The organism is Leeuwenhoekiella polynyae, assembly GCF_004104075.1.
GTDB classification, from domain to species: Bacteria; Bacteroidota; Bacteroidia; order Flavobacteriales; family Flavobacteriaceae; genus Leeuwenhoekiella; species Leeuwenhoekiella polynyae.
In genome coordinates this window covers 15,986-34,873 of the sequence record NZ_QOVK01000011.1, presented here as the reverse complement: position 1 = coordinate 34,873, position 18,888 = coordinate 15,986, and the positions used below count along the sequence as shown (strand labels likewise).

Here is an 18,888-nt window from a genome sequence, read left to right as displayed (position 1 = left end):
GAATGATTGCTGCTATGTCTTGCTAACATAGCTTTTCTAGAACACTCATTCTTACGGAAATCTATAATGCAGTGGTTAAGGCCAATTTGGAAAGTAGCTAAAGGCTGCTGCATAAGATTTCCACTTTCCAAAAAAACAAGAGGAGTACTCCAAAACTCAATGGTGGCTGTAAAGCAAAAAGCTGGGAAAACCCCGGACGGCCACCCCTTTGTTTAATCACAAAATTTTAAAACGATGAAAAAAATAATACTGGCCATATTCATTGTGGCATTAAACGGGGTAATCACCTCGTGCAGCGCAGACGCTTATGAAGAAAATTTAATTCACGGCACTCAAGCCACTGAGGGGGATGATGAAGATATACTTCCACCACCACCGCCACCAGAAGGTATGGGAGACTAATTGAATTTGAACCTGAATAAAGAGGAGCTGTGCCAGAAGGTATAGCTCTTTTTTTTTTAGTAGTTTAGCTAAAAACTTTTTTGAAAAAAACGCTACTCTTACTCATTTATGTTCTGCTCATTTCTTGCACAGAGAAACAGAGAGTTTTTCAAAATACTACAACCTCTCGTATAGACAGTACGCTTAAATATTTTGAAAAATCCAAAAATGTGGATTTACCTTTAAAAACTCAATACGAATTAACAGAAAAGGCGTTTAAATTAGGCAGTACTATTCCATCAGACACCTTATTCCTGAGGATTTTATATCAAAAAAACTGGTTGCATTTTTCTTTGGGACAATATGATAGCTTGATTAAATATGATAAAGTTTTGAGAAGGTTATCTGAAGAACTTAAAAACGAACTTTTTCTAGCAAGGCAGAATTATTTAATGGGGTATTACTATGAAGCTATTGCTCAAAAACCTGATAGTTCTTTCTTAAGGTATAATAATTCTAGAAATTATTTTCAACGATTAAATGATAGTGTTTGGATTGGTAAAAACCTATTGAGTATGGGGATTGTTCAAAAGAATCAAAGTGATTTTTTTGGAAGTAAAGAAACCTTAACCGAAGCTTTGCAATATCTGGATAGAGGGAATAAAAATGATGTGGCTTCTGCATTCAGCACTTTAGGAACAAATCATCGTAAACTTTACAACTATAAAGATGCTGAAGAGTTTTATTTAAACGCTATAGCTTTGACTGAAAGTGAAGAGAATAGTGTAGGTATTAAAAATAATTTAGCAGCCACTTATATAGATAACGGTGAATTTGCTAGAGCGGCTAAACTCTTAAATGAAATAGCAGATAACTCCTCATTAAAAATAAAAAGTTCTCAATACGCTCGTGTCTTAGATAATTTGGCTTATGCGACATGGTTATCACATAAATCTACAAATAAGGAGTCTTTTTTAAGGCCCCTAAACTTGCGTAAACAAGCAAATGACAAAAGAGGGATGCTTTCCAGCTATACGCATTTAGGGGAATACTATAGCCAGTTAAACCCAACCAAAGCAGCAAAATATTTAGATTCGGTCATTCAAATCTCAAAATTGATTAAAGCTCCGCGAGCGGAACTAGATGCACTTAAGTATAAGATGGAACTTTTTCCTAATCGTATTGCCTTACGAGATCGATATATTTTTTTACAAGACAGCCTTTATAAACATGAACTCAAGGTCAAAACTCAGTTTGCCAAGTATAAGTATGACGACCGCATCAAGCAGGAATCGATACTACGGCTTGAAAAGGAGAATGCCGAAGCCGAACTTGAGGCGGAAAAAGAACGTAATATAAGGTATTGGTTTCTTGGAGGTACCGTTTTGTTGGTCATTGTATTGGGGATTGGATATTATTCAAACAGACAACGCATTAAACGCTTGAAGGCACAAAACCGAGCAGATCGGGTGGAGGCTTCTTTTGCTACCGAAGCAGCTCTGTCACAACGGTTACACGATGATTTTGGGGCCGGTTTACACCATTTGATGCTTATGGTGCAAAGTAAAGCTGATCCCGAAAAAGTGCTTGACGAACTTGATAAGCTCTATCAACAAAGTCGGGATTTTTCCCGAGAGATCAATGCCGTAGATACCGGTGTAAATTTTAAGGAGGCTCTTTACTCCATGCTTGACTCACATAAACCAGAAGAAACACGCCTGCTTATTGTGGGTGGTAAAGATATATCCTGGCAATCCCTGAACAATGTGACCAAAATAACGCTTTATAAAGTCTTACGGGAGCTGTTTATCAATATGAGCAAACACAGCCAAGCCAGCCTTGTCACTTTAAATCTGATGCACCACGCAAAAGAACTTGAAATTCGATATTCAGACAATGGTGTAGGGATTGATACTTCTAAAGGATTTGAGAAAAACGGACTTTTCATTACAGAAAAGCGTATGGAAGCCATCGGAGGAACCATTACTTTTGAATCGGATCAAGACAAAGGATTTAAGTCTGTGATCAAAATACCCAATTATTAAAGAGTCTTTTTATGTTTCAAAAAGTTTTGATCGCAGAAGATTTTCAGGGAGACAACAAGAGTATTGTTGATACCTTAAAATCAGAATTAAATATCGCAGAAATTCAGGAAGAGTATTATTGTGATAAGGCATTTAACCGCCTTAAAGCAGCTCTCAATAATCAAGAGGCCTATGACCTGCTTATAACCGATCTTTCTTTTAAAGAAAACCACATCCCTCAAAAGTTAACCTCTGGCGTCGCATTGATCGATGCTGCCAGAAAGGTACAACCCGATTTAAGGATCATCGTAAATTCTATGGAGGAGAATTCGGTTAAAATCAAATCCCTTTTTGATACGTATCATATTAATGCTTACGTGTGTAAAGGCAGGCAAAGTCTTGATGAATTAGTTAAAGCAATGCACGAAATAGGAAATGGAAACACATATCTATCTCCTCAAATTGATCTCAATACAGCTAAGAATGTATTTGAACTGGATGAGCTGGATTTGTTTATTTTAAAAAATCTTGCAGAAGGACTAAGTAAAAAAGAGATTCGATACAAACTGAAGAAGGAGGATTTAAGGCCCAATAGTGAAAGTGCTATAGATAAGCGGGTAAGTAATCTTTTTGCTGAATTTGGAGCCAAAAATTCCACCGAACTGGTCGCTAAACTCATACGGGAAGGCCTGATCTGAAATACGGAAACATTTTATGTCAAAAAAACCAATGCCTTACAGATATCTGTAAGGCATTGGTTTTTAATAGGCTTAGGTTTGGGTAATTATTAATTTAAAAGTCATAAAAATGAAAAAGCCAATAGGTACAATTGCAAAAACAGGTGAAAAATGTCCAGAATCTGGTGTATGGAAAGTTACTTCACTGCCTACTACTACGGCACCAATTTCTAAAGGAAATACAATGCCACCATACAACAATAAGGGGGTTAATTGGAAATTGATACAACATGCCTAGACAAATTCTAAACTAGATTTAAAACTTAAAAATTATGGCAGTAAGACACGATTCAACAGGAGAAGTACACAAAGGTTATAAGGAGGCACTACCGGTTGCGGGGTTAATACAAATGACCATCTAAGTCATTGGACTGATGTCACGGCTAGTATCACGTGTGCTAAAAAAGGGTGTAAGAATTAAAATTCAGGAATTATGACAAGTTATTATGTAAACAGAAAAGCCCAGAGCAATGGAGACCACGAAGTTCACAAAAGTGGATGTGATTATTTCCCAAGCGATAATAAATACCTCGGAGAGTTTGATAATTGTAAAGATGCTGTAAAGGAAGCTGAAAAAACATACAGTCAAGTTAACGGCTGTTATTACTGTTCTTATCCTTGTCATACCCAATAGGTAATTCATTTTATGAAAAACGTACTTCTTTTAATATTGTTTTTTGGGGCCTCATTTAGCTTAAACGCACAGGTTACTCTATCAGATACTCGCGTCGCAACCTCTTGTTGTGAAGAAGGGCGTGGCTGTACGGGATCTGCATATTGTAGCGCCTGTAAAAATTGTACGGGTTGTAAACATTGTGCAAAAAATGGCGGGAGTTGCGGGGTGTGCAGCCGGGTGAGGTCAACACCCTCGCGATCCACCACGGTAACTCGCAAGTCTACCGCATCAAAATTTTCAATAGGGCAGCAGGCAATCGTTAATTCACCCGTTCTAAATCTTAGAGAGAAGCCTTCTGCATCTTCAAAAATACTTGAGAAATTAAAAGAAGATCAACAAGTCGAAGTTCTGGAGGTATTGGAGTCTTGGTTGAGAGTGAAAGTCCTTAGTAATGAAACCACAGGTTATGTGCATAAAAATTTTTTGAAATAATCTTATTCATTTTCCTGTTGCTATAATTCTAATAGTAAAATTTTATAGACTCAAAATAATCTTAAATGGAATACAAAGTCATGCCCTTTATTGCTTCAATAGATCGTAATAAAGAAAATACAAAACAAGTTGCCGAGCAGTTAGAAACCTTGATAAGAAATCAGACTGCTGGTGGTTGGAAATATGAAAGACTTGAAAGCGTAAGTAGTTATGTTCAGTCTACTCAGGGATGTTTTGGCTTCGGGGGAGAACAAGGTTATTCTACAGCACATCAAATGGTAGTATTCTCTCGGAATTTCTAATGCGTATTATTCTTCTCATACTTATCAAACTTTATTGGTTTGTAATTCCAAAGACTAGTCGTAGACGGTGTTTATTTAAGAAAAGTTGCTCACATTATGTCTATGAAATAACTATAGAAAAAGGATTTTTAGGTGGATTGAAAGCTTTAAGATTTAGATATAATCACTGTAGACCAGGCTATTATATTCTTAAAGAAGAACGGGTAATTATATCTGCCGGCGGAAAGAGCTTTGATAGTCAAACTATTAAACCGGAAATCTTTTAAATCAATATTTCAACTTTTTATTTATTAATCAATGGGATACCGAAAAGGCTATTATAGAAAAGACGGAACCTATGTTCAGGGACATTACACGAGCAAATCCACCTCAAAATCGAAGCCCAAATCAAAAAAGGGTTGCTCCCTTTTAATGCTAGTAATAGTTTCTATTTTGGGAATAGAAGCGTGTAATCCTGAATCGGATTGTCCTACTAGAAAATGCTCTGATTATAACAGTCAAGCCCAGGCTCAACAAGAATTCAATGAAAATCCTTCTTGCCTTGAAAACCTGGATTCTGATAATGACGGAATTCCTTGTGAAAACCTACCTAAAAATTAAACTATGATATCTACCGAATTAAAAAGCCATTTTCTGCGCCTGTATCAAATGGCATTCTCAGACGATAATTTTGATGTTTTAGAGATGAAAATGCTTTACCATTTTGCCGAAGAGCGTGGAGTGACCAAAGCTGAGCTTGATGCGATTCTGCTGAATCCTTCCCACAACTCGATGGTTCCAGATTCAACCGAAGAGAAACTATCGTATCTCTACGATTTGGCTTTGATGATTTGGGCAGATCATAAAGTGGAACCTGACGAACTCACCACGCTTAAAAAGTACTGCCTGAAATTTGGATTTTTAGAAGATAATATAGAAGCACTTACTGCTTTTCTGTTAGAAAAAGCAAAAGAAAACCTCCCTAAGCAGGAGTTGATGAACTTAATACAGGAGTAATTATGAGTCCGTTAAAAAACATATTTACAGTAAAAAATGAAACCCTTGTCGAAGAAAAACCGGTAGCGGTTGAAGATACAACCAAAGTAAAATTGACGTTTTTTGAGAGCGGATATGGCTCTTCAAAACAGGCAGAAGGAAACCACCGGGTTTTTAGAACCTGTCTAGAAGAAGTTTATATGGACTATAAGGGGAAGTGCCGGGAAAATGACCAGCTGCAAAAGGAACTTAAAGCTCCCTATCTGGATGAAAAAGGAAGACAGGAAACCGAACTCAAAAAGCGCAAAACGGCCCTCAGCCTTCTGGAAGAAAACATTACTTCAATAGAAGAGAAAATACGTTCCTTTAAGAATGATATGGTTGAGGTAAAACGCAATCCAGAAGTTTACGGACTTGAAGTTGATAAACGACCTAAAGCCCAGTTTTACATCGGTTTATTTGTTTTGCTTCCGATAACCCTTTACCTGTTGGTATTTTATATTTCAGCTTCTTATTCGGCATTCTTCAAGAATTTTGATTCGGACAAATTGGGGGAAGCCATTTTTGATGCGGAAGCATTTTCTAAAGCACTAGCAGACGGATGGCTTGAGGCTGTCTTTGTAGCTACAATACCTTTTGCCTTTATGGGTTTGGGATATTTGATCCATATGTTTCAAAAACAAAAAGGGGTTTTGAGTTATGTCAAGATATTCATGTTGTTTGCAATCACCTTTATTTTTGATGCAATCCTGGCGTATCTTATTGAACAGAAACTTTACGATTTTTATAAAACACCAGATTCTCCAGCTTTTGATCTTTCTATAGCTTTCTCTTCCGTTGAGTTCTGGGGGATTATTTTTGCAGGTTTTATCGTCTACATTATTTGGGGTTTGGTATTCGATTTTATTATGAAAGAGTATGAAAACTTTGATCTTATCAAATCCTTTATTCGCTCAAAGCGACAGGAGATTAAAAACAAAGAACTTGAATTGTTGAAAATTGAAGAAAAGCTACCTCCCATAAAAGAAGAAATTTCAGGTTTTGAGGGGAAAATACTGGATTTACAACGCACTATTGACGGATTTGTCTTCTCAAATAAACATTACTTAACCTACCACGCAGAATATGTAAAAGGATGGTTTTTAGCGATAGCTGATAACTTTGATGCAATCAAAAGGCGCGAGGAACTTTACAAAAGCTGTGAAGAGCAAGAAAAGCTTCATCTGGTAAAATACAATATAGATAATGAAGACTACGAAGGGCGTCTGTATAAACTTGTAAACTAATGGGAATTAAAAACTATTTTACACTCACATTATTGATTCTCTTACTTCAAGCTTGTAAGAAAGAATCAAAGGAAATTAAGGTATTAGATAAGGAACAAGAATCTGTAGTGAAGCTATCTTCAAATAGACCCGATTTGAATCTAAGTATATTATTAGACCTTTCAGACCGCATCAATCCAGATAAATATCCAGATGCAGCAATGGAATTTTACCTTAGGGATTTGGGATATATCAATTCTATCGCAGAGTCTTTCGAAGTTCATTTGAGAAATAAGCGAACTTTAAAGATTAATGATCAAATACAACTCTACATTGACCCAGAGCCAGCTGATAAGAAGCTCAACAAAAAGTTAGAGGACTTGAAGCTAAAATTTACACGGGATAATGCAACAAAGGATAAAATTCTATCTGTTTCTGATGCGTATGACAGCATACCAAAATTTATTTACGAGGCTGCGATTTTAGATGATGCTTATGTAGGGTCTGATGTCTGGAGGTTTTTTAAGAACAAAGTAAACGATTTTTGTATTGAAGAGAATCACCGAAATATTCTTGTCCTTCTTACAGATGGATATATTTATCATAAAAATACATTACTGGAAGAAGAGCATCTAACGTCTTATCTTACTCCGCAAACCGTAAAAAGTTTTAGACTCAATTCCAGTAAATGGGAAGAAAAAATAACTGGGGGTAAGTACGGCTTTATACCTGCAAATAAAAATTTAGAAGATTTAGAGGTTTTGGTTTTGGGTATCAATCCAGACCCTAAAAATCCCTATGAGGAAGACGTGATCTTTAAATATTGGCAAGATTGGTTTCAGGCAATGGGAGTTGAGAACTATGAGATTAAACAAGCTTTGTTGCCTTCAGATATGAAAGGAATCATTCAAGAATTTATTTGGGGAGAGTAAATCAATACAGACTAAACTTGATAAAAACCGGTAAGTGATCTGAAAGTTTACGAGCCTGATCTAATTGATCACAAGTCAATACAAAGTCCAGCACTCCGCTTTCCAGAAAAATTATTTCTTTCGAATAAAATATATTGTCAATTGCATAATTCAGGTAATTCAATCCGGTACAAGTTCTTTTAAGTGTCGTTTTTTGGCCGACTAATGCGGGAGTAAAACCCTTACCTTTTAATGCATCAAATACGGGATCCTGCTCCACAACGTTAAAATCTCCTGCAAAAAGTACAGGGCCTTTTATAGCGTTGATAATATGGTGCGAGATGGCACTTATTTCGGTCTCTGGATTTTTATTATGAGGTCTCGAATGAAAGTTTATGACCTTTAAGACCTTTTGATCTAAATAGAAATTTATAGTAAAGGGTTCGCGCTCTACTTCAGAATCCAACGCTACGATTAACGTGCCTCTGTTTTTGATTTTTATATTAGTAGTTTTCCAAATGAAGGCATAACGTTCGGTGACATATTTAGAACTGTTTGTAGGATTACTGATTACGTAATCCCATTTTGAGCCTTTTCGATTTAGAATATCTGTGAGTCTTGCTACTGCTTGCGCTCCACCATAACCCGCAACTACCTCCTGAACCGCAATAAGATCTACATCCCTTACTATTTCTGCAATTTGATCAAGTTCTTTACTGTTCTTGGTCTTTCCAAAGTCTCTAATGTTCCAGGATACAAGGGTAAACTCTTGTTGTTGAGAAAAGGATAAAAAAGAACAAAAAAGTAAAATTAATAGTATACATTTTTTCATCGAAAATCTAATTTGGCTAGAAAGCTAAAAATACGGATTATGCCTCTAAAGAAATTTACAGAAATCTATACTCGTCAGATGTTTAATTTTAGAATAGTATTTACTATAAGTTTGGAAAGCTTATTAATTGCTTTAGCTCCGCTGAACCTTGGATTTTAGTCGTTGCTTGACGAAGGTATAGGATTTCAATCGGTGTTTGTTTTTGAATCGGAAAGTTGTTTTTGGAGGTTTCAGAATAGTAATTTTAGTGAGGATTCACAGGATTGAGAAAGCAAAAAGGGGTTACTCAAGGTTGTGAATTGCTTTCAGAATGCTAATTTTAGTGAGGATTCACAGGAATTAGATAGGGTTTATGATATATCTGATAGTTGTGAATTGCTTTCAGAATGCTAATTTTAGTGAGGATTCACAGGAATAGCTTCCACAGCTATTAAAAGCACGGAGTTGTGAATTGCTTTCAGAATGCTAATTTTAGTGAGGATTCACAGGATAACCGTGATTTCCAGAAACATTTCCTAGGTTGTGAATTGCTTTCAGAATGCTAATTTTAGTGAGGATTCACAGGAAGAAATTGGAGTGATAAGAAGATCGGAAAGTTGTGAATTGCTTTCAGAATGCTAATTTTAGTGAGGATTCACAGGACGTACTTTCCCATTTGTATCAGTAGCTTTGTTGTGAATTGCTTTCAGAATGCTAATTTTAGTGAGGATTCACAGGGTTTATCTTTTTTGCAAGCGTGTCTTTATCGTTGTGAATTGCTTTCAGAATGCTAATTTTAGTGAGGATTCACAGGCCGCTGTAAGCGTGTGTATCTATAACTTCAGTTGTGAATTGCTTTCAGAATGCTAATTTTAGTGAGGATTCACAGGTGAAAAGACCTTCAGCGCCGTAAGCTTTGGGTTGTGAATTGCTTTCAGAATGCTAATTTTAGTGAGGATTCACAGGGAAGAAGTTTTTCATTCACAGGATTTTCAAGTTGTGAATTGCTTTCAGAATGCTAATTTTAGTGAGGATTCACAGGTGTCTGCGATTTTAAAGCGAATGATAAGTAGTTGTGAATTGCTTTCAGAATGCTAATTTTAGTGAGGATTCACAGGGAGCTATAGCGTTATGCGGTCCCAGCGCAAGTTGTGAATTGCTTTCAGAATGCTAATTTTAGTGAGGATTCACAGGGGATTGCGTGAGTTTAAAGTAAATACTAAGTTGTGAATTGCTTTCAGAATGCTAATTTTAGTGAGGATTCACAGGGGGTAGGTTTTTTTAACCGCGCATTTTCAAGTTGTGAATTGCTTTCAGAATGCTAATTTTAGTGAGGATTCACAGGCCGTTGTCAAGATGAATTCAAACCGATTCTGTTGTGAATTGCTTTCAGAATGCTAATTTTAGTGAGGATTCACAGGCTTTCTGGGTACTTATGACAACGAACTAGAGTTGTGAATTGCTTTCAGAATGCTAATTTTAGTGAGGATTCACAGGAACATAGACAGGAATAGCAAAATTACTAAGGTTGTGAATTGCTTTCAGAATGCTAATTTTAGTGAGGATTCACAGGTGCCGTCGTGCATTCTAGCGTGCAATGCCTGTTGTGAATTGCTTTCAGAATGCTAATTTTAGTGAGGATTCACAGGTTACCTTCTAGCATTGCTTTATGGCTTTTAGTTGTGAATTGCTTTCAGAATGCTAATTTTAGTGAGGATTCACAGGGCGTTAATGATTTAGCGGCACCGTCTCCTAGTTGTGAATTGCTTTCAGAATGCTAATTTTAGTGAGGATTCACAGGATTAAAACCGTTTTGAAATTCCTTCGCAAAGTTGTGAATTGCTTTCAGAATGCTAATTTTAGTGAGGATTCACAGGCAAAGATCATGCGGGTGTCTGGCGTGCTAAGTTGTGAATTGCTTTCAGAATGCTAATTTTAGTGAGGATTCACAGGTTTATCAGAACCAGTAAAAATGTTTCTGGAGTTGTGAATTGCTTTCAGAATGCTAATTTTAGTGAGGATTCACAGGACACTATGCGACACGCCCGAGGCGCTAAGGTTGTGAATTGCTTTCAGAATGCTAATTTTAGTGAGGATTCACAGGTCATCCATAGCGTAGATACTCCACGCTTTAGTTGTGAATTGCTTTCAGAATGCTAATTTTAGTGAGGATTCACAGGAAATGATTTGCCTACCATTTTCAACAATTAGTTGTGAATTGCTTTCAGAATGCTAATTTTAGTGAGGATTCACAGGAAAATGAAATAGCCAGACAAGATCTTATAGGTTGTGAATTGCTTTCAGAATGCTAATTTTAGTGAGGATTCACAGGTCCGGTTGATTTACTAATTCCATTATTGCGGTTGTGAATTGCTTTCAGAATGCTAATTTTAGTGAGGATTCACAGGATTTATCTTCTATCGCTTTATAGTCTGGGAGTTGTGAATTGCTTTCAGAATGCTAATTTTAGTGAGGATTCACAGGTTCAGGGTTTTTCGCGTGTGTAGGCTCTGGGTTGTGAATTGCTTTCAGAATGCTAATTTTAGTGAGGATTCACAGGTTACCGTATTTTTTTCGCATTGCATCATTAGTTGTGAATTGCTTTCAGAATGCTAATTTTAGTGAGGATTCACAGGTGATCAATTTTAAATTATGCTTAACCTATTGTTGTGAATTGCTTTCAGAATGCTAATTTTAGTGAGGATTCACAGGTTACGGATGGCAAAAAACTCAACCGTAAATGTTGTGAATTGCTTTCAGAATGCTAATTTTAGTGAGGATTCACAGGTCAAGGCAAAAAAGAAACGGAAGAGTACAAGTTGTGAATTGCTTTCAGAATGCTAATTTTAGTGAGGATTCACAGGCAAACTGTCTGAATGGTTCGGACAGCATTAGTTGTGAATTGCTTTCAGAATGCTAATTTTAGTGAGGATTCACAGGCTTTTGTTGTTTGCCCTGGCCTATTTTTTAGTTGTGAATTGCTTTCAGAATGCTAATTTTAGTGAGGATTCACAGGTCTCCATCTAAACGGGTTGCGAGATCCAGAGTTGTGAATTGCTTTCAGAATGCTAATTTTAGTGAGGATTCACAGGGCTCAATATTAATGGTACGCGGCATCACGGTTGTGAATTGCTTTCAGAATGCTAATTTTAGTGAGGATTCACAGGCTCCGAAATTATTACGCCAATCCTTTTCGGTTGTGAATTGCTTTCAGAATGCTAATTTTAGTGAGGATTCACAGGATATCATTTATTCTAAAAAACGAATGGGTAGTTGTGAATTGCTTTCAGAATGCTAATTTTAGTGAGGATTCACAGGTCTTCGCGTATGGTGTAGGCTCTCCGTCTGGTTGTGAATTGCTTTCAGAATGCTAATTTTAGTGAGGATTCACAGGTTACAATTCTGAAATAAACAGAACAGATCAGTTGTGAATTGCTTTCAGAATGCTAATTTTAGTGAGGATTCACAGGGTAGACTGGTTGTTTATTTGAACACGAATAGTTGTGAATTGCTTTCAGAATGCTAATTTTAGTGAGGATTCACAGGCTCTAAGTCCTGAGCTGACAGGACTGTAAGTTGTGAATTGCTTTCAGAATGCTAATTTTAGTGAGGATTCACAGGTTTTGAATGATGGGGATTTATGCGAGTTCAGTTGTGAATTGCTTTCAGAATGCTAATTTTAGTGAGGATTCACAGGAAGTCGGTGTTTTTCATAAATGAGCCTAGGTTGTGAATTGCTTTCAGAATGCTAATTTTAGTGAGGATTCACAGGTGTTATACCTTCTTATTCCTTGAATTGCAAGTTGTGAATTGCTTTCAGAATGCTAATTTTAGTGAGGATTCACAGGATACCCGCCATAAAAAGCTGGTATCCTGTTTTTTATGTTAATTTTTAGGATTTAAAAAATTGAGGTTTAAAGATGATCTCGACTGCTAGGACGATAAAAAATTTCATTCTGTTTTGACTAGATAAGCAAATTGCACGTGTCTCCCTTCGACAGGCTCAGGATGACATTAGCAATTAAAAAAGCTCAAGTTGTTGTGAAGGTTGTTCGGGTTCTACTTCTTTTTGACCGTGAAAGAGTTCCATCATTCCAAATTGCTTATCGGTTATTTGCATTACACAGACTTTTCCTTTTTTTGGAAGATTATTTTTTGTTCGTCGTATATGAACGCTGGCATTTTCACGACTTGCGCAAAAGCGCATATAGATACTGAACTGAAACATCGCAAACCCATCATCGAGTAAGTTTTTCCTAAATCGTGCTGCGACCTTACGTTCCGTGCGTGTCTCCGTTGGCAAGTCAAAAAATACAAGTACCCACATAGATCGGTATTGGTTAAGTCTTGAGAAGTTGTTTTCCTGCATCATTCACGCAATCTGTTGACTGTATATTCAGGATAGAGTATCTTACGGCTGGTTCCCAGAAAGCAATCATACAGGCTACTCGTCGTGCGGCTTACCGCATTCATCAGGGGGCTCCATTTGCCATCAATATAAACGTCCAGGGCAGGAATACGTAAAAGTTCGGTTTTAAGTGTTCTGGAGAGTTCTTCAATATTACAGCCGGTTTCCACAATATCATAAACTAAAGCATCTACATAAATGCGGTAGGGTTCCATAATATCATCAGCGAGACAGAACGCGTTGTATTTGTTGCGGTGAAAGATTCCAACCGAAGGTAGCATCCCACTGCTTACCAGTGCTCTTGCCACTACTGCTCTTAAAATGGCATAGCCATAATTGAGTAGATTATTCGGTGCAACTCCCTTCTGATTCCGGCTAAATCCAAATACTTCATTAAATAGATTTTGAAAATAATGCGCTGCAGCAACTGCTTCTAGATTTCCGGTATCGCCACTTTTTACATCCGTACTCCAGCGTTTGAGTTTTAATGCATTTTTTCCTCTGAATTCTAAATGTAAGGCCTGATTGTAAATTTTTGCACTTACGGTTTGTTGCCACAGGTTTTTTTTAAGAGGAAGGCTGGCATTGAGTTGATGCCGCATACGCTCGGTTTGCTCGGTATGGCCCACCAAAGGTTGCATCATAGAGCAGGGCAGGTGTTGTTTATCACAGGTGATTACAGCCGTTTTATTTTGAACCAATTTCATCAGGAGCCCATTGGTGATGGTGATCTGGGGGTCCTCTAGCACGATATAGCCTAAATCTTCAATAGGGATGCTCGCCTCCTTCTTATCTTCCTCCGGAAAGTTGACCACAAGTTGTTCGTTGCGGGTACTCAGGTATGAGGGGTTTCCAAAAAAGAGAGTGCGCTTGATCATATGTTAGATTTTAAAATTTAACTTTCCCATCTAAATTCATTTCAAAATCTTGGTTTTCGATAGCGAAATTCCAATTACCGGCTGTAAGTCTCATTAGCGGTTGCTCATCGAAACAGCCATATTCAGAGGCTTCCTTATATCCTTTTGGTAAGCCATTTACTATTTCGGTATTTGCTCCGGAAATTAAATGATGTTTGAATTTTATTTTATCCCCGCCTTTTCCCTGTTCAAACTGGTACATTTTATACATTCTATTAGACAGTTCTTTCTCGTTGAGATCTTTTAATTCTTCTAAATTTTCTTTGTAGAAAATAGCTTTTTGACCGGATTTCAAAACTGCATATAAGGGGAGTTCTGTTTTTTTCTTATTGATCGAATTAAAAAGTGGGATTTTATAAAAATCTTTTTCATCCTTGATATCGAGTTTAGCAAGATCAAAAATCCCAATGACATTAATAGCCCGCTCTTCTTTTCCTTTTACTTCTCCTTTATAAAAAAGGCAAAATACATTTTCCCCGTTCTGCGCATAGGTGGTTTGCTTATATTCTTTATCTGAAACAAAATCGTGGTCGTGCGGCCTTACAGCGGTTGAATGCTTCAACCTGTCAAAACATCTTATATGTCTGATTTTGTTAACTTTACCTCCTTTTTTGTTAAGCATATAAATCCCTTTTTCTAAGGCATTTTTAAAGCTTTCGGCTTTATCAACCTGAGTTTGTATCATTTCAAATAAAGCTCGGTCAACAATTACCTTTTCTATTTCTTTAAGGGTTTTAAAGCCTGGGGAAGCGGCATCTTTGGCATATGTCAAGGGTTTTCTAATAACAAGTTTGATTTCTTCTTCTAAAATCATTTTCTTGTTATCGTCAAATACAATTTTGTTATCCTCATCACGTTGGGCCTGTTTTATGGCACCGTATAATGATTCGCCGTGTAATTGCCCTCGAATGGTATCGCCCTTTGCCCATATTGGCTTACCATTTTCTTTTTTCACTATTTTTCCACGTTTCCTTACTTTTTTAAAAGTCGAGGTAAGGGTACGTTGTTCTTTTAGATTATTTATGAGTGTTTCTTCTTCAATTTGTTTAATGTAGTACGTTTTAAAGTCTTTCCAGTCTATAGGCTGCTCGTGATAAGTTCTTGCGATACCATTATCTTTAGCTAGATTATATTTTGTTAAAATCTGGTCACGCTCTGTTGGTTTTGGTATCAAGGTTAAAATGGCAGCATCAACAGCGTGGTGACTGTGTTTGGTGCGGTCTTTCTTATTTCCAAACAATTTTACATTATAAATTTCTTTAAAATCGTTCACTACATTTCCTTTTTGAACCTCTACACGGTTAAAAACGGTTTTTAGATAGGGAACAGCATACTTCGTCATTATTTGGGTATCCCGTAGTTGACTGTTTCGCCAACTTGCTTTATATTCTTCAATAGTAAAGGTTTGCAGTTTTTGTTTTAAATAATCCAGTTTGAATTTTAATAGATGACGTTGTTGAATTTTATAATCTTTGGCATCTTTCGAGTCAATATAACTTAGGTTTTTTAAACCGTCCAATTTTTTTTCTAAATCAGCGATTTTAGCCCATTTTTCAACGGTAATTTCTTTTTCAACCCCTCCTTTCTTGACTTTCTTTTTATAAACTGTTCGTTTACCAAAAAGACTTTCTATATTTTTTATAATAGGCTCAATTCGTTTGCCATTAAATGTTGAAGCATCATCATAATTGTCTAATTGGGTAGGGTACTTCTTCCCTTTAATGTTATTGTTGAAGTCTTTATTCGCCAGACTTAAGTTCTTCAATTCACTATCAAAGCTAATACTGGCGGGTATGGTGTGCTCTATGTCATAATATTCCCCGTTAAGCACATCGCACATATTGATGACTTCCCCAGTATAGAGACATTTGCGGTCTTGTTCTTCCCAAAGTCTTATTTTACGTATAAGGGATTTGTTGTTTATGTCAAAACTGGTATTACATTCTTTATTGATTTCTGTAATACGTTTTTTATAAGACTCATTTTCTCTTTCCCGTTCGCTTTGCCATTTTTCTAATGCTTTTCTATAATTAGCGTTGTTTAGCTCTCTCGCTATTTCTACGACAATCCGGGTATGCTTATCAATTTGTTGGGTATGTAACAAAAAGTTTAGCAGCTGTTTTAGCTTATGTAATGTTTTTAAAGCCATGGGGTTTTTAAATCCCTTACTTATAGGTTCTGGATCGCCTAATAATTCAAGAGAAATACCTTCAGCCTCCGCATCCGGATTTTTATGTAAAAAACGATCCAGTTCAGCTTCTTTGATAAAAAAGGTTTTGCTTTTTAGGTTGATTTCCTGATAGGTAGACGCATTGGGGTATTTTTCCTGTTCTGAAGGATGCCAAAGGTATTTTATGTTTTCGTGAGGGACTTGTTCAGGATAATGTTCTTGCAAATATTTAAATATCTGATCGTGAATGCGAGGTTGCTCTATAAAGCCTGCTTTTTTTGCTTGAAGCGGTTTTTGTAAAAATTGCTTATACTGTTTTCTTACATAATCGAAATGTTGTTTTTGAGTGATTTCATCGGTTTCGCTCCAAGTTTTTTCTCCAAGTATTTCAATTATTTTTTGTTTAATTAAATCTAAATCAGCATCATCTAAATCTTCATGTTCAGCTAAATGATAATCGCCTTCTAAAACAAGCTCAGTTCGAAAAAGACTATTTAAAATATTGTTTAATTTTTTCTCTGTAGCGGCATTTTCATAAATAGTATCGATTTCGCTGGCAAAATGATTGATCAAATCTTCTGAAACTTCGTATGTTCCTAGCACTTTTTGAAGGTTTGCCATATAAACCGCTTTTGGGTATAAGAACCCTTTTTGAAGATAGGGCAGTATTTTTTTTATAGCCGAAGGGCTTAAGGAGGCATAGCCTTGTTGCAGTTTTATCTTTGAAAATTTTGTAGATGCTTCTTCAGATAAGCCTAATTTAGTCGAGGCAAATTCTTTAAGCTTTTCTTCATTGTCAAAGGTGAATAGGATGTGCCAAATATCCTCCACAGTATAAACTTCATCTTGCTTTTTTGAAGGTTGTGCTTCACGTACAAAAAAAGCATTCCAATTAAAATCTTCCTTCCAACTTTCACCTAGAACCTCTTCAAGCTTTTTTAGCAATTTAGCAGATAATACTTTGGTGTCTGGGCGATCAGCAAATTTGGAATGTACTTTTCCCCCGTCTTTATTTATACGGTCAAGAATTGTTTTAAGCTTAAAATCAGTTCCGCTTTTTAGGAATAAGGGATAGATTTTTTCTTTAAGATACGCATCCAATGCTTCTCCTTCCGGAGCTTCAATTTTAAGGTTGTTAATAAAGATCCAAGTTCGGTATTCCTCGTATAGTGGGTGGCTTATGGGTGCTCTTCTTTTGTTTCTTTCGTAAGTACATAAACCTATTAATCCTTTTTGTGTTCGCAAAGGACGTTGCCAAATGATCGCTTTTTGCAGTTTCTTGTAATCGCTATCACTTAGTCCTTGTACCCGGCAAATTTCTTTTAATTCATTTTCGTAATCTTTTCTAAGGTTATAGCGTTGGCGAATACGGACTTTTTCATAGTTTTTGGAATGCTCTTTTTGGTAATGGTAAAGTGCAGCACCTAAACTTTTATAGATGTCTATATATTCGGAAATTTCATTTCGCCCCTTTGTAGTGCCATCTTTAGAGCCTTGAAGCATTGTTTTTGCTTCCTCTTCATCTCGCCCTTTAAAACCCCTTCTTTGTACCAAATGATAAAAAACACGACCTAAAATTTGAGGGTTTTCTTGCAATACTTTTTTGTCTTTTTCCTCCTCACTTACAGCTTTCATTCTAAAGAGGTAATAGCTCTCGTGCTTGTCTCCTCCCAGTAAATGAAAATCAGGTTTGCCATCACCGTTAAAATCAAAGCGAAGCCAGTTGAGAAACTTTTCGGTTTGAGGGTATTTTCTTTTGTCTTTCTTAGAATATTTTCGCCACTCATTGAGTTCGTCAATGCTTAGCGGACACATCTCATTTTGAATAAGAAACTCTAGTAATTCCCATTTTCTATATTTTTCGGCTTGGTAATTCCTGCGTTTCCCACGAGATTCAGTACGTTTTTTTACCTTAGGGAATTCAATTCCTTTTTCTTCTCCCACACCTTTATCAAAAATTAACACCCCATTTTTAATAATTTGATTATCATTTTCTGTAGTGTCCCTAATAGCCCATCCAATTGAGTTTGTGCCAAGGTCAATACCTAAGGTTAAGTTGCACATAATTATTTTTTATTTATATTTACAGTCTGAAAGCAATTCACAATAAGGCTATAAGCCGAAGAAAAATCTTAAATCCTGCGTACTCCGTGGGATTTTTTATTTTATCTAGTTAAATATAAAGGTTAGAATTGAAATCATCTTACAGAATTCTATACAACACAATTATTTACTCAGATTTATTCCCAAGCAAGCTTTAAAAATCCATAAAAGAAATGAATTAAGTAAGGGGAATAAACCCTATTATCCACAACTTTAGCATTCATAATCACTCCGTAAAAAAGCTTCTCCCGGAATTTCGGGACGGAAATAGCCATTTATTCCAAAATCTTTATCCCAATGCTTTCTCCCGTACTAGCGGAAGGATTGCGTTCGCCTGATTAAGATTAAATGTCTTTGGATTTACTCGGAAGTAGTTTATGTGAACGAGCTTATTGCTGCTGAAAATCACAGTATCTTGTGAAATTTGGATTAGAAGGCCAAATGTATTTGGGAAACACATCTATAATCACATTTTAATGTGAAATTATATGTATTTTTGCTTTGTATTATTAGGAATAGGGTTAAAATCACAGTATAATGTGATTTTTAAGGATGTAAATTATGTCTAAAAAGAGTATTGGAATTCAATTAAAAGAAAGACGGGATCATCTTAAGATTACGCAATATGAAGTTGCCGATCTGGCTGGGATTAGTGTAAATACCTTATATAAGATCGAGCGTGGGCAAGCGAATCCCACCCTGGAGTCCTTAGAGAAACTCACGTCGGTTTTGGGCTTAGAACTTACGCTGCAACTCAAATCTATTGAGGTATGAGG

General features: G+C 36.4%; 16 protein-coding genes and 1 CRISPR repeat array. Of the genes, 12 read left to right on the top strand and 4 right to left on the bottom strand.

The annotated features are described in order from the left end of the window. The first annotated feature begins 234 nt into the window (after positions 1–234). The 11 genes from DSM02_RS20390 to DSM02_RS12335 all read left to right on the top strand — a co-directional run bounded on the left by DSM02_RS20390 (position 235) and on the right by DSM02_RS12335 (position 7,724). Positions 235–402: a hypothetical protein gene (locus tag DSM02_RS20390; RefSeq protein WP_164918308.1), complete on the top strand. Its 168-nt coding sequence runs from the start codon at positions 235–237 to the stop codon at positions 400–402. An 80-nt stretch (positions 403–482) separates the two neighbouring features. Beyond that, entirely contained in the window at positions 483–2,426 is a 1,944-nt protein-coding gene (locus tag DSM02_RS12380) for a tetratricopeptide repeat protein (protein ID WP_128765937.1), read from the top strand. A gap of 11 nt (positions 2,427–2,437) precedes the next feature. After that, positions 2,438–3,103, top strand: coding sequence for a response regulator transcription factor (locus DSM02_RS12375; RefSeq protein ID WP_128765936.1), 666 nt, complete (start codon positions 2,438–2,440; stop codon positions 3,101–3,103). Between the two features lie 109 nt (positions 3,104–3,212). Continuing rightward, positions 3,213–3,380: a hypothetical protein gene (locus DSM02_RS20385; protein WP_164918307.1), complete on the top strand. Its 168-nt coding sequence runs from the start codon at positions 3,213–3,215 to the stop codon at positions 3,378–3,380. Positions 3,381–3,788: 408 nt separating this feature from the next. Then, on the top strand, positions 3,789–4,250 hold the full coding sequence (locus DSM02_RS12365; RefSeq protein ID WP_128765934.1) for an SH3 domain-containing protein: 462 nt from the start codon (positions 3,789–3,791) through the stop codon (positions 4,248–4,250). Between the two features lie 65 nt (positions 4,251–4,315). Beyond that, entirely contained in the window at positions 4,316–4,552 is a 237-nt protein-coding gene (locus DSM02_RS12360; RefSeq protein ID WP_128765933.1) for a hypothetical protein, read from the top strand. Then, positions 4,480–4,818: a membrane protein insertion efficiency factor YidD gene (gene yidD / locus DSM02_RS12355; protein ID WP_317128245.1), complete on the top strand. Its 339-nt coding sequence runs from the start codon at positions 4,480–4,482 to the stop codon at positions 4,816–4,818. The genes DSM02_RS12360 and yidD overlap by 73 nt, the downstream gene beginning before the upstream one ends. Positions 4,819–4,849: 31 nt before the next feature. Further along, on the top strand, positions 4,850–5,152 hold the full coding sequence (locus tag DSM02_RS12350; RefSeq protein WP_128765931.1) for an excalibur calcium-binding domain-containing protein: 303 nt from the start codon (positions 4,850–4,852) through the stop codon (positions 5,150–5,152). A gap of 3 nt (positions 5,153–5,155) precedes the next feature. Then, positions 5,156–5,548, top strand: a complete 393-nt coding sequence (locus DSM02_RS12345) for a hypothetical protein (protein WP_128765930.1) — start codon at positions 5,156–5,158, stop codon at positions 5,546–5,548. 2 nt (positions 5,549–5,550) lie between these two features. After that, on the top strand, positions 5,551–6,813 hold the full coding sequence (locus tag DSM02_RS12340) for an ABC transporter permease (protein ID WP_128765929.1): 1,263 nt from the start codon (positions 5,551–5,553) through the stop codon (positions 6,811–6,813). Continuing rightward, positions 6,813–7,724 (top strand): hypothetical protein, encoded by a 912-nt coding sequence (locus DSM02_RS12335; RefSeq protein ID WP_128765928.1) that lies wholly within the window; start codon positions 6,813–6,815, stop codon positions 7,722–7,724. Before DSM02_RS12340 ends, DSM02_RS12335 begins: the two co-directional genes overlap by 1 nt. 1 nt (position 7,725) lies before the next feature. Here the strand turns inward: DSM02_RS12335 and DSM02_RS12330 are convergent, their stop codons facing one another. The 4 genes from DSM02_RS12330 to cas9 all read right to left on the bottom strand — a co-directional run bounded on the left by DSM02_RS12330 (position 7,726) and on the right by cas9 (position 18,073). Next, positions 7,726–8,535 (bottom strand): endonuclease/exonuclease/phosphatase family protein, encoded by an 810-nt coding sequence (locus DSM02_RS12330; protein WP_128765927.1) that lies wholly within the window; start codon positions 8,533–8,535, stop codon positions 7,726–7,728. 291 nt (positions 8,536–8,826) lie between these two features. After that, positions 8,827–12,362: a CRISPR direct-repeat array (repeat unit 46 nt; unit sequence GTTGTGAATTGCTTTCAGAATGCTAATTTTAGTGAGGATTCACAGG). A 173-nt stretch (positions 12,363–12,535) separates the two neighbouring features. Then, positions 12,536–12,883, bottom strand: a complete 348-nt coding sequence (gene cas2 / locus DSM02_RS12325) for a CRISPR-associated endonuclease Cas2 (protein WP_128765992.1) — start codon at positions 12,881–12,883, stop codon at positions 12,536–12,538. Continuing rightward, positions 12,883–13,800: a type II CRISPR-associated endonuclease Cas1 gene (cas1, locus tag DSM02_RS12320; protein ID WP_128765926.1), complete on the bottom strand. Its 918-nt coding sequence runs from the start codon at positions 13,798–13,800 to the stop codon at positions 12,883–12,885. The genes cas2 and cas1 overlap by 1 nt, the downstream gene beginning before the upstream one ends. A gap of 10 nt (positions 13,801–13,810) precedes the next feature. After that, complete coding sequence (gene cas9, locus DSM02_RS12315) at positions 13,811–18,073, bottom strand: type II CRISPR RNA-guided endonuclease Cas9 (RefSeq protein ID WP_128765925.1); 4,263 nt, start codon at positions 18,071–18,073, stop codon at positions 13,811–13,813. Positions 18,074–18,673: 600 nt separating this feature from the next. Between cas9 and DSM02_RS12310 the strand changes: the two genes are divergently transcribed. After that, positions 18,674–18,886, top strand: coding sequence for a helix-turn-helix domain-containing protein (locus tag DSM02_RS12310; protein WP_128765924.1), 213 nt, complete (start codon positions 18,674–18,676; stop codon positions 18,884–18,886). The last annotated feature ends 2 nt before the right edge of the window (positions 18,887–18,888 follow it).

Bases quoted from the DNA above. Each gene is read 5' to 3' on its own strand.
- cas9 (WP_128765925.1), bottom strand. From the start codon at position 18,073: ATGTGCAACTTAACCTTAGGTATTGACCTTGGCACAAACTCAATTGGA.
- DSM02_RS12345 (WP_128765930.1), top strand. From the start codon at position 5,156: ATGATATCTACCGAATTAAAAAGCCATTTTCTGCGCCTGTATCAAATG.
- DSM02_RS12335 (WP_128765928.1), top strand. From the start codon at position 6,813: ATGGGAATTAAAAACTATTTTACACTCACATTATTGATTCTCTTACTT.
- DSM02_RS12360 (WP_128765933.1), top strand. From the start codon at position 4,316: ATGGAATACAAAGTCATGCCCTTTATTGCTTCAATAGATCGTAATAAA.
- cas2 (WP_128765992.1), bottom strand. From the start codon at position 12,883: ATGCAGGAAAACAACTTCTCAAGACTTAACCAATACCGATCTATGTGG.
- DSM02_RS20385 (WP_164918307.1), top strand. From the start codon at position 3,213: ATGAAAAAGCCAATAGGTACAATTGCAAAAACAGGTGAAAAATGTCCA.
- cas1 (WP_128765926.1), bottom strand. From the start codon at position 13,800: ATGATCAAGCGCACTCTCTTTTTTGGAAACCCCTCATACCTGAGTACC.
- DSM02_RS12340 (WP_128765929.1), top strand. From the start codon at position 5,551: ATGAGTCCGTTAAAAAACATATTTACAGTAAAAAATGAAACCCTTGTC.
- yidD (WP_317128245.1), top strand. From the start codon at position 4,480: ATGTTTTGGCTTCGGGGGAGAACAAGGTTATTCTACAGCACATCAAAT.
- DSM02_RS20390 (WP_164918308.1), top strand. From the start codon at position 235: ATGAAAAAAATAATACTGGCCATATTCATTGTGGCATTAAACGGGGTA.
- DSM02_RS12365 (WP_128765934.1), top strand. From the start codon at position 3,789: ATGAAAAACGTACTTCTTTTAATATTGTTTTTTGGGGCCTCATTTAGC.
- DSM02_RS12310 (WP_128765924.1), top strand. From the start codon at position 18,674: ATGTCTAAAAAGAGTATTGGAATTCAATTAAAAGAAAGACGGGATCAT.
- DSM02_RS12350 (WP_128765931.1), top strand. From the start codon at position 4,850: ATGGGATACCGAAAAGGCTATTATAGAAAAGACGGAACCTATGTTCAG.
- DSM02_RS12330 (WP_128765927.1), bottom strand. From the start codon at position 8,535: ATGAAAAAATGTATACTATTAATTTTACTTTTTTGTTCTTTTTTATCC.
- DSM02_RS12375 (WP_128765936.1), top strand. From the start codon at position 2,438: ATGTTTCAAAAAGTTTTGATCGCAGAAGATTTTCAGGGAGACAACAAG.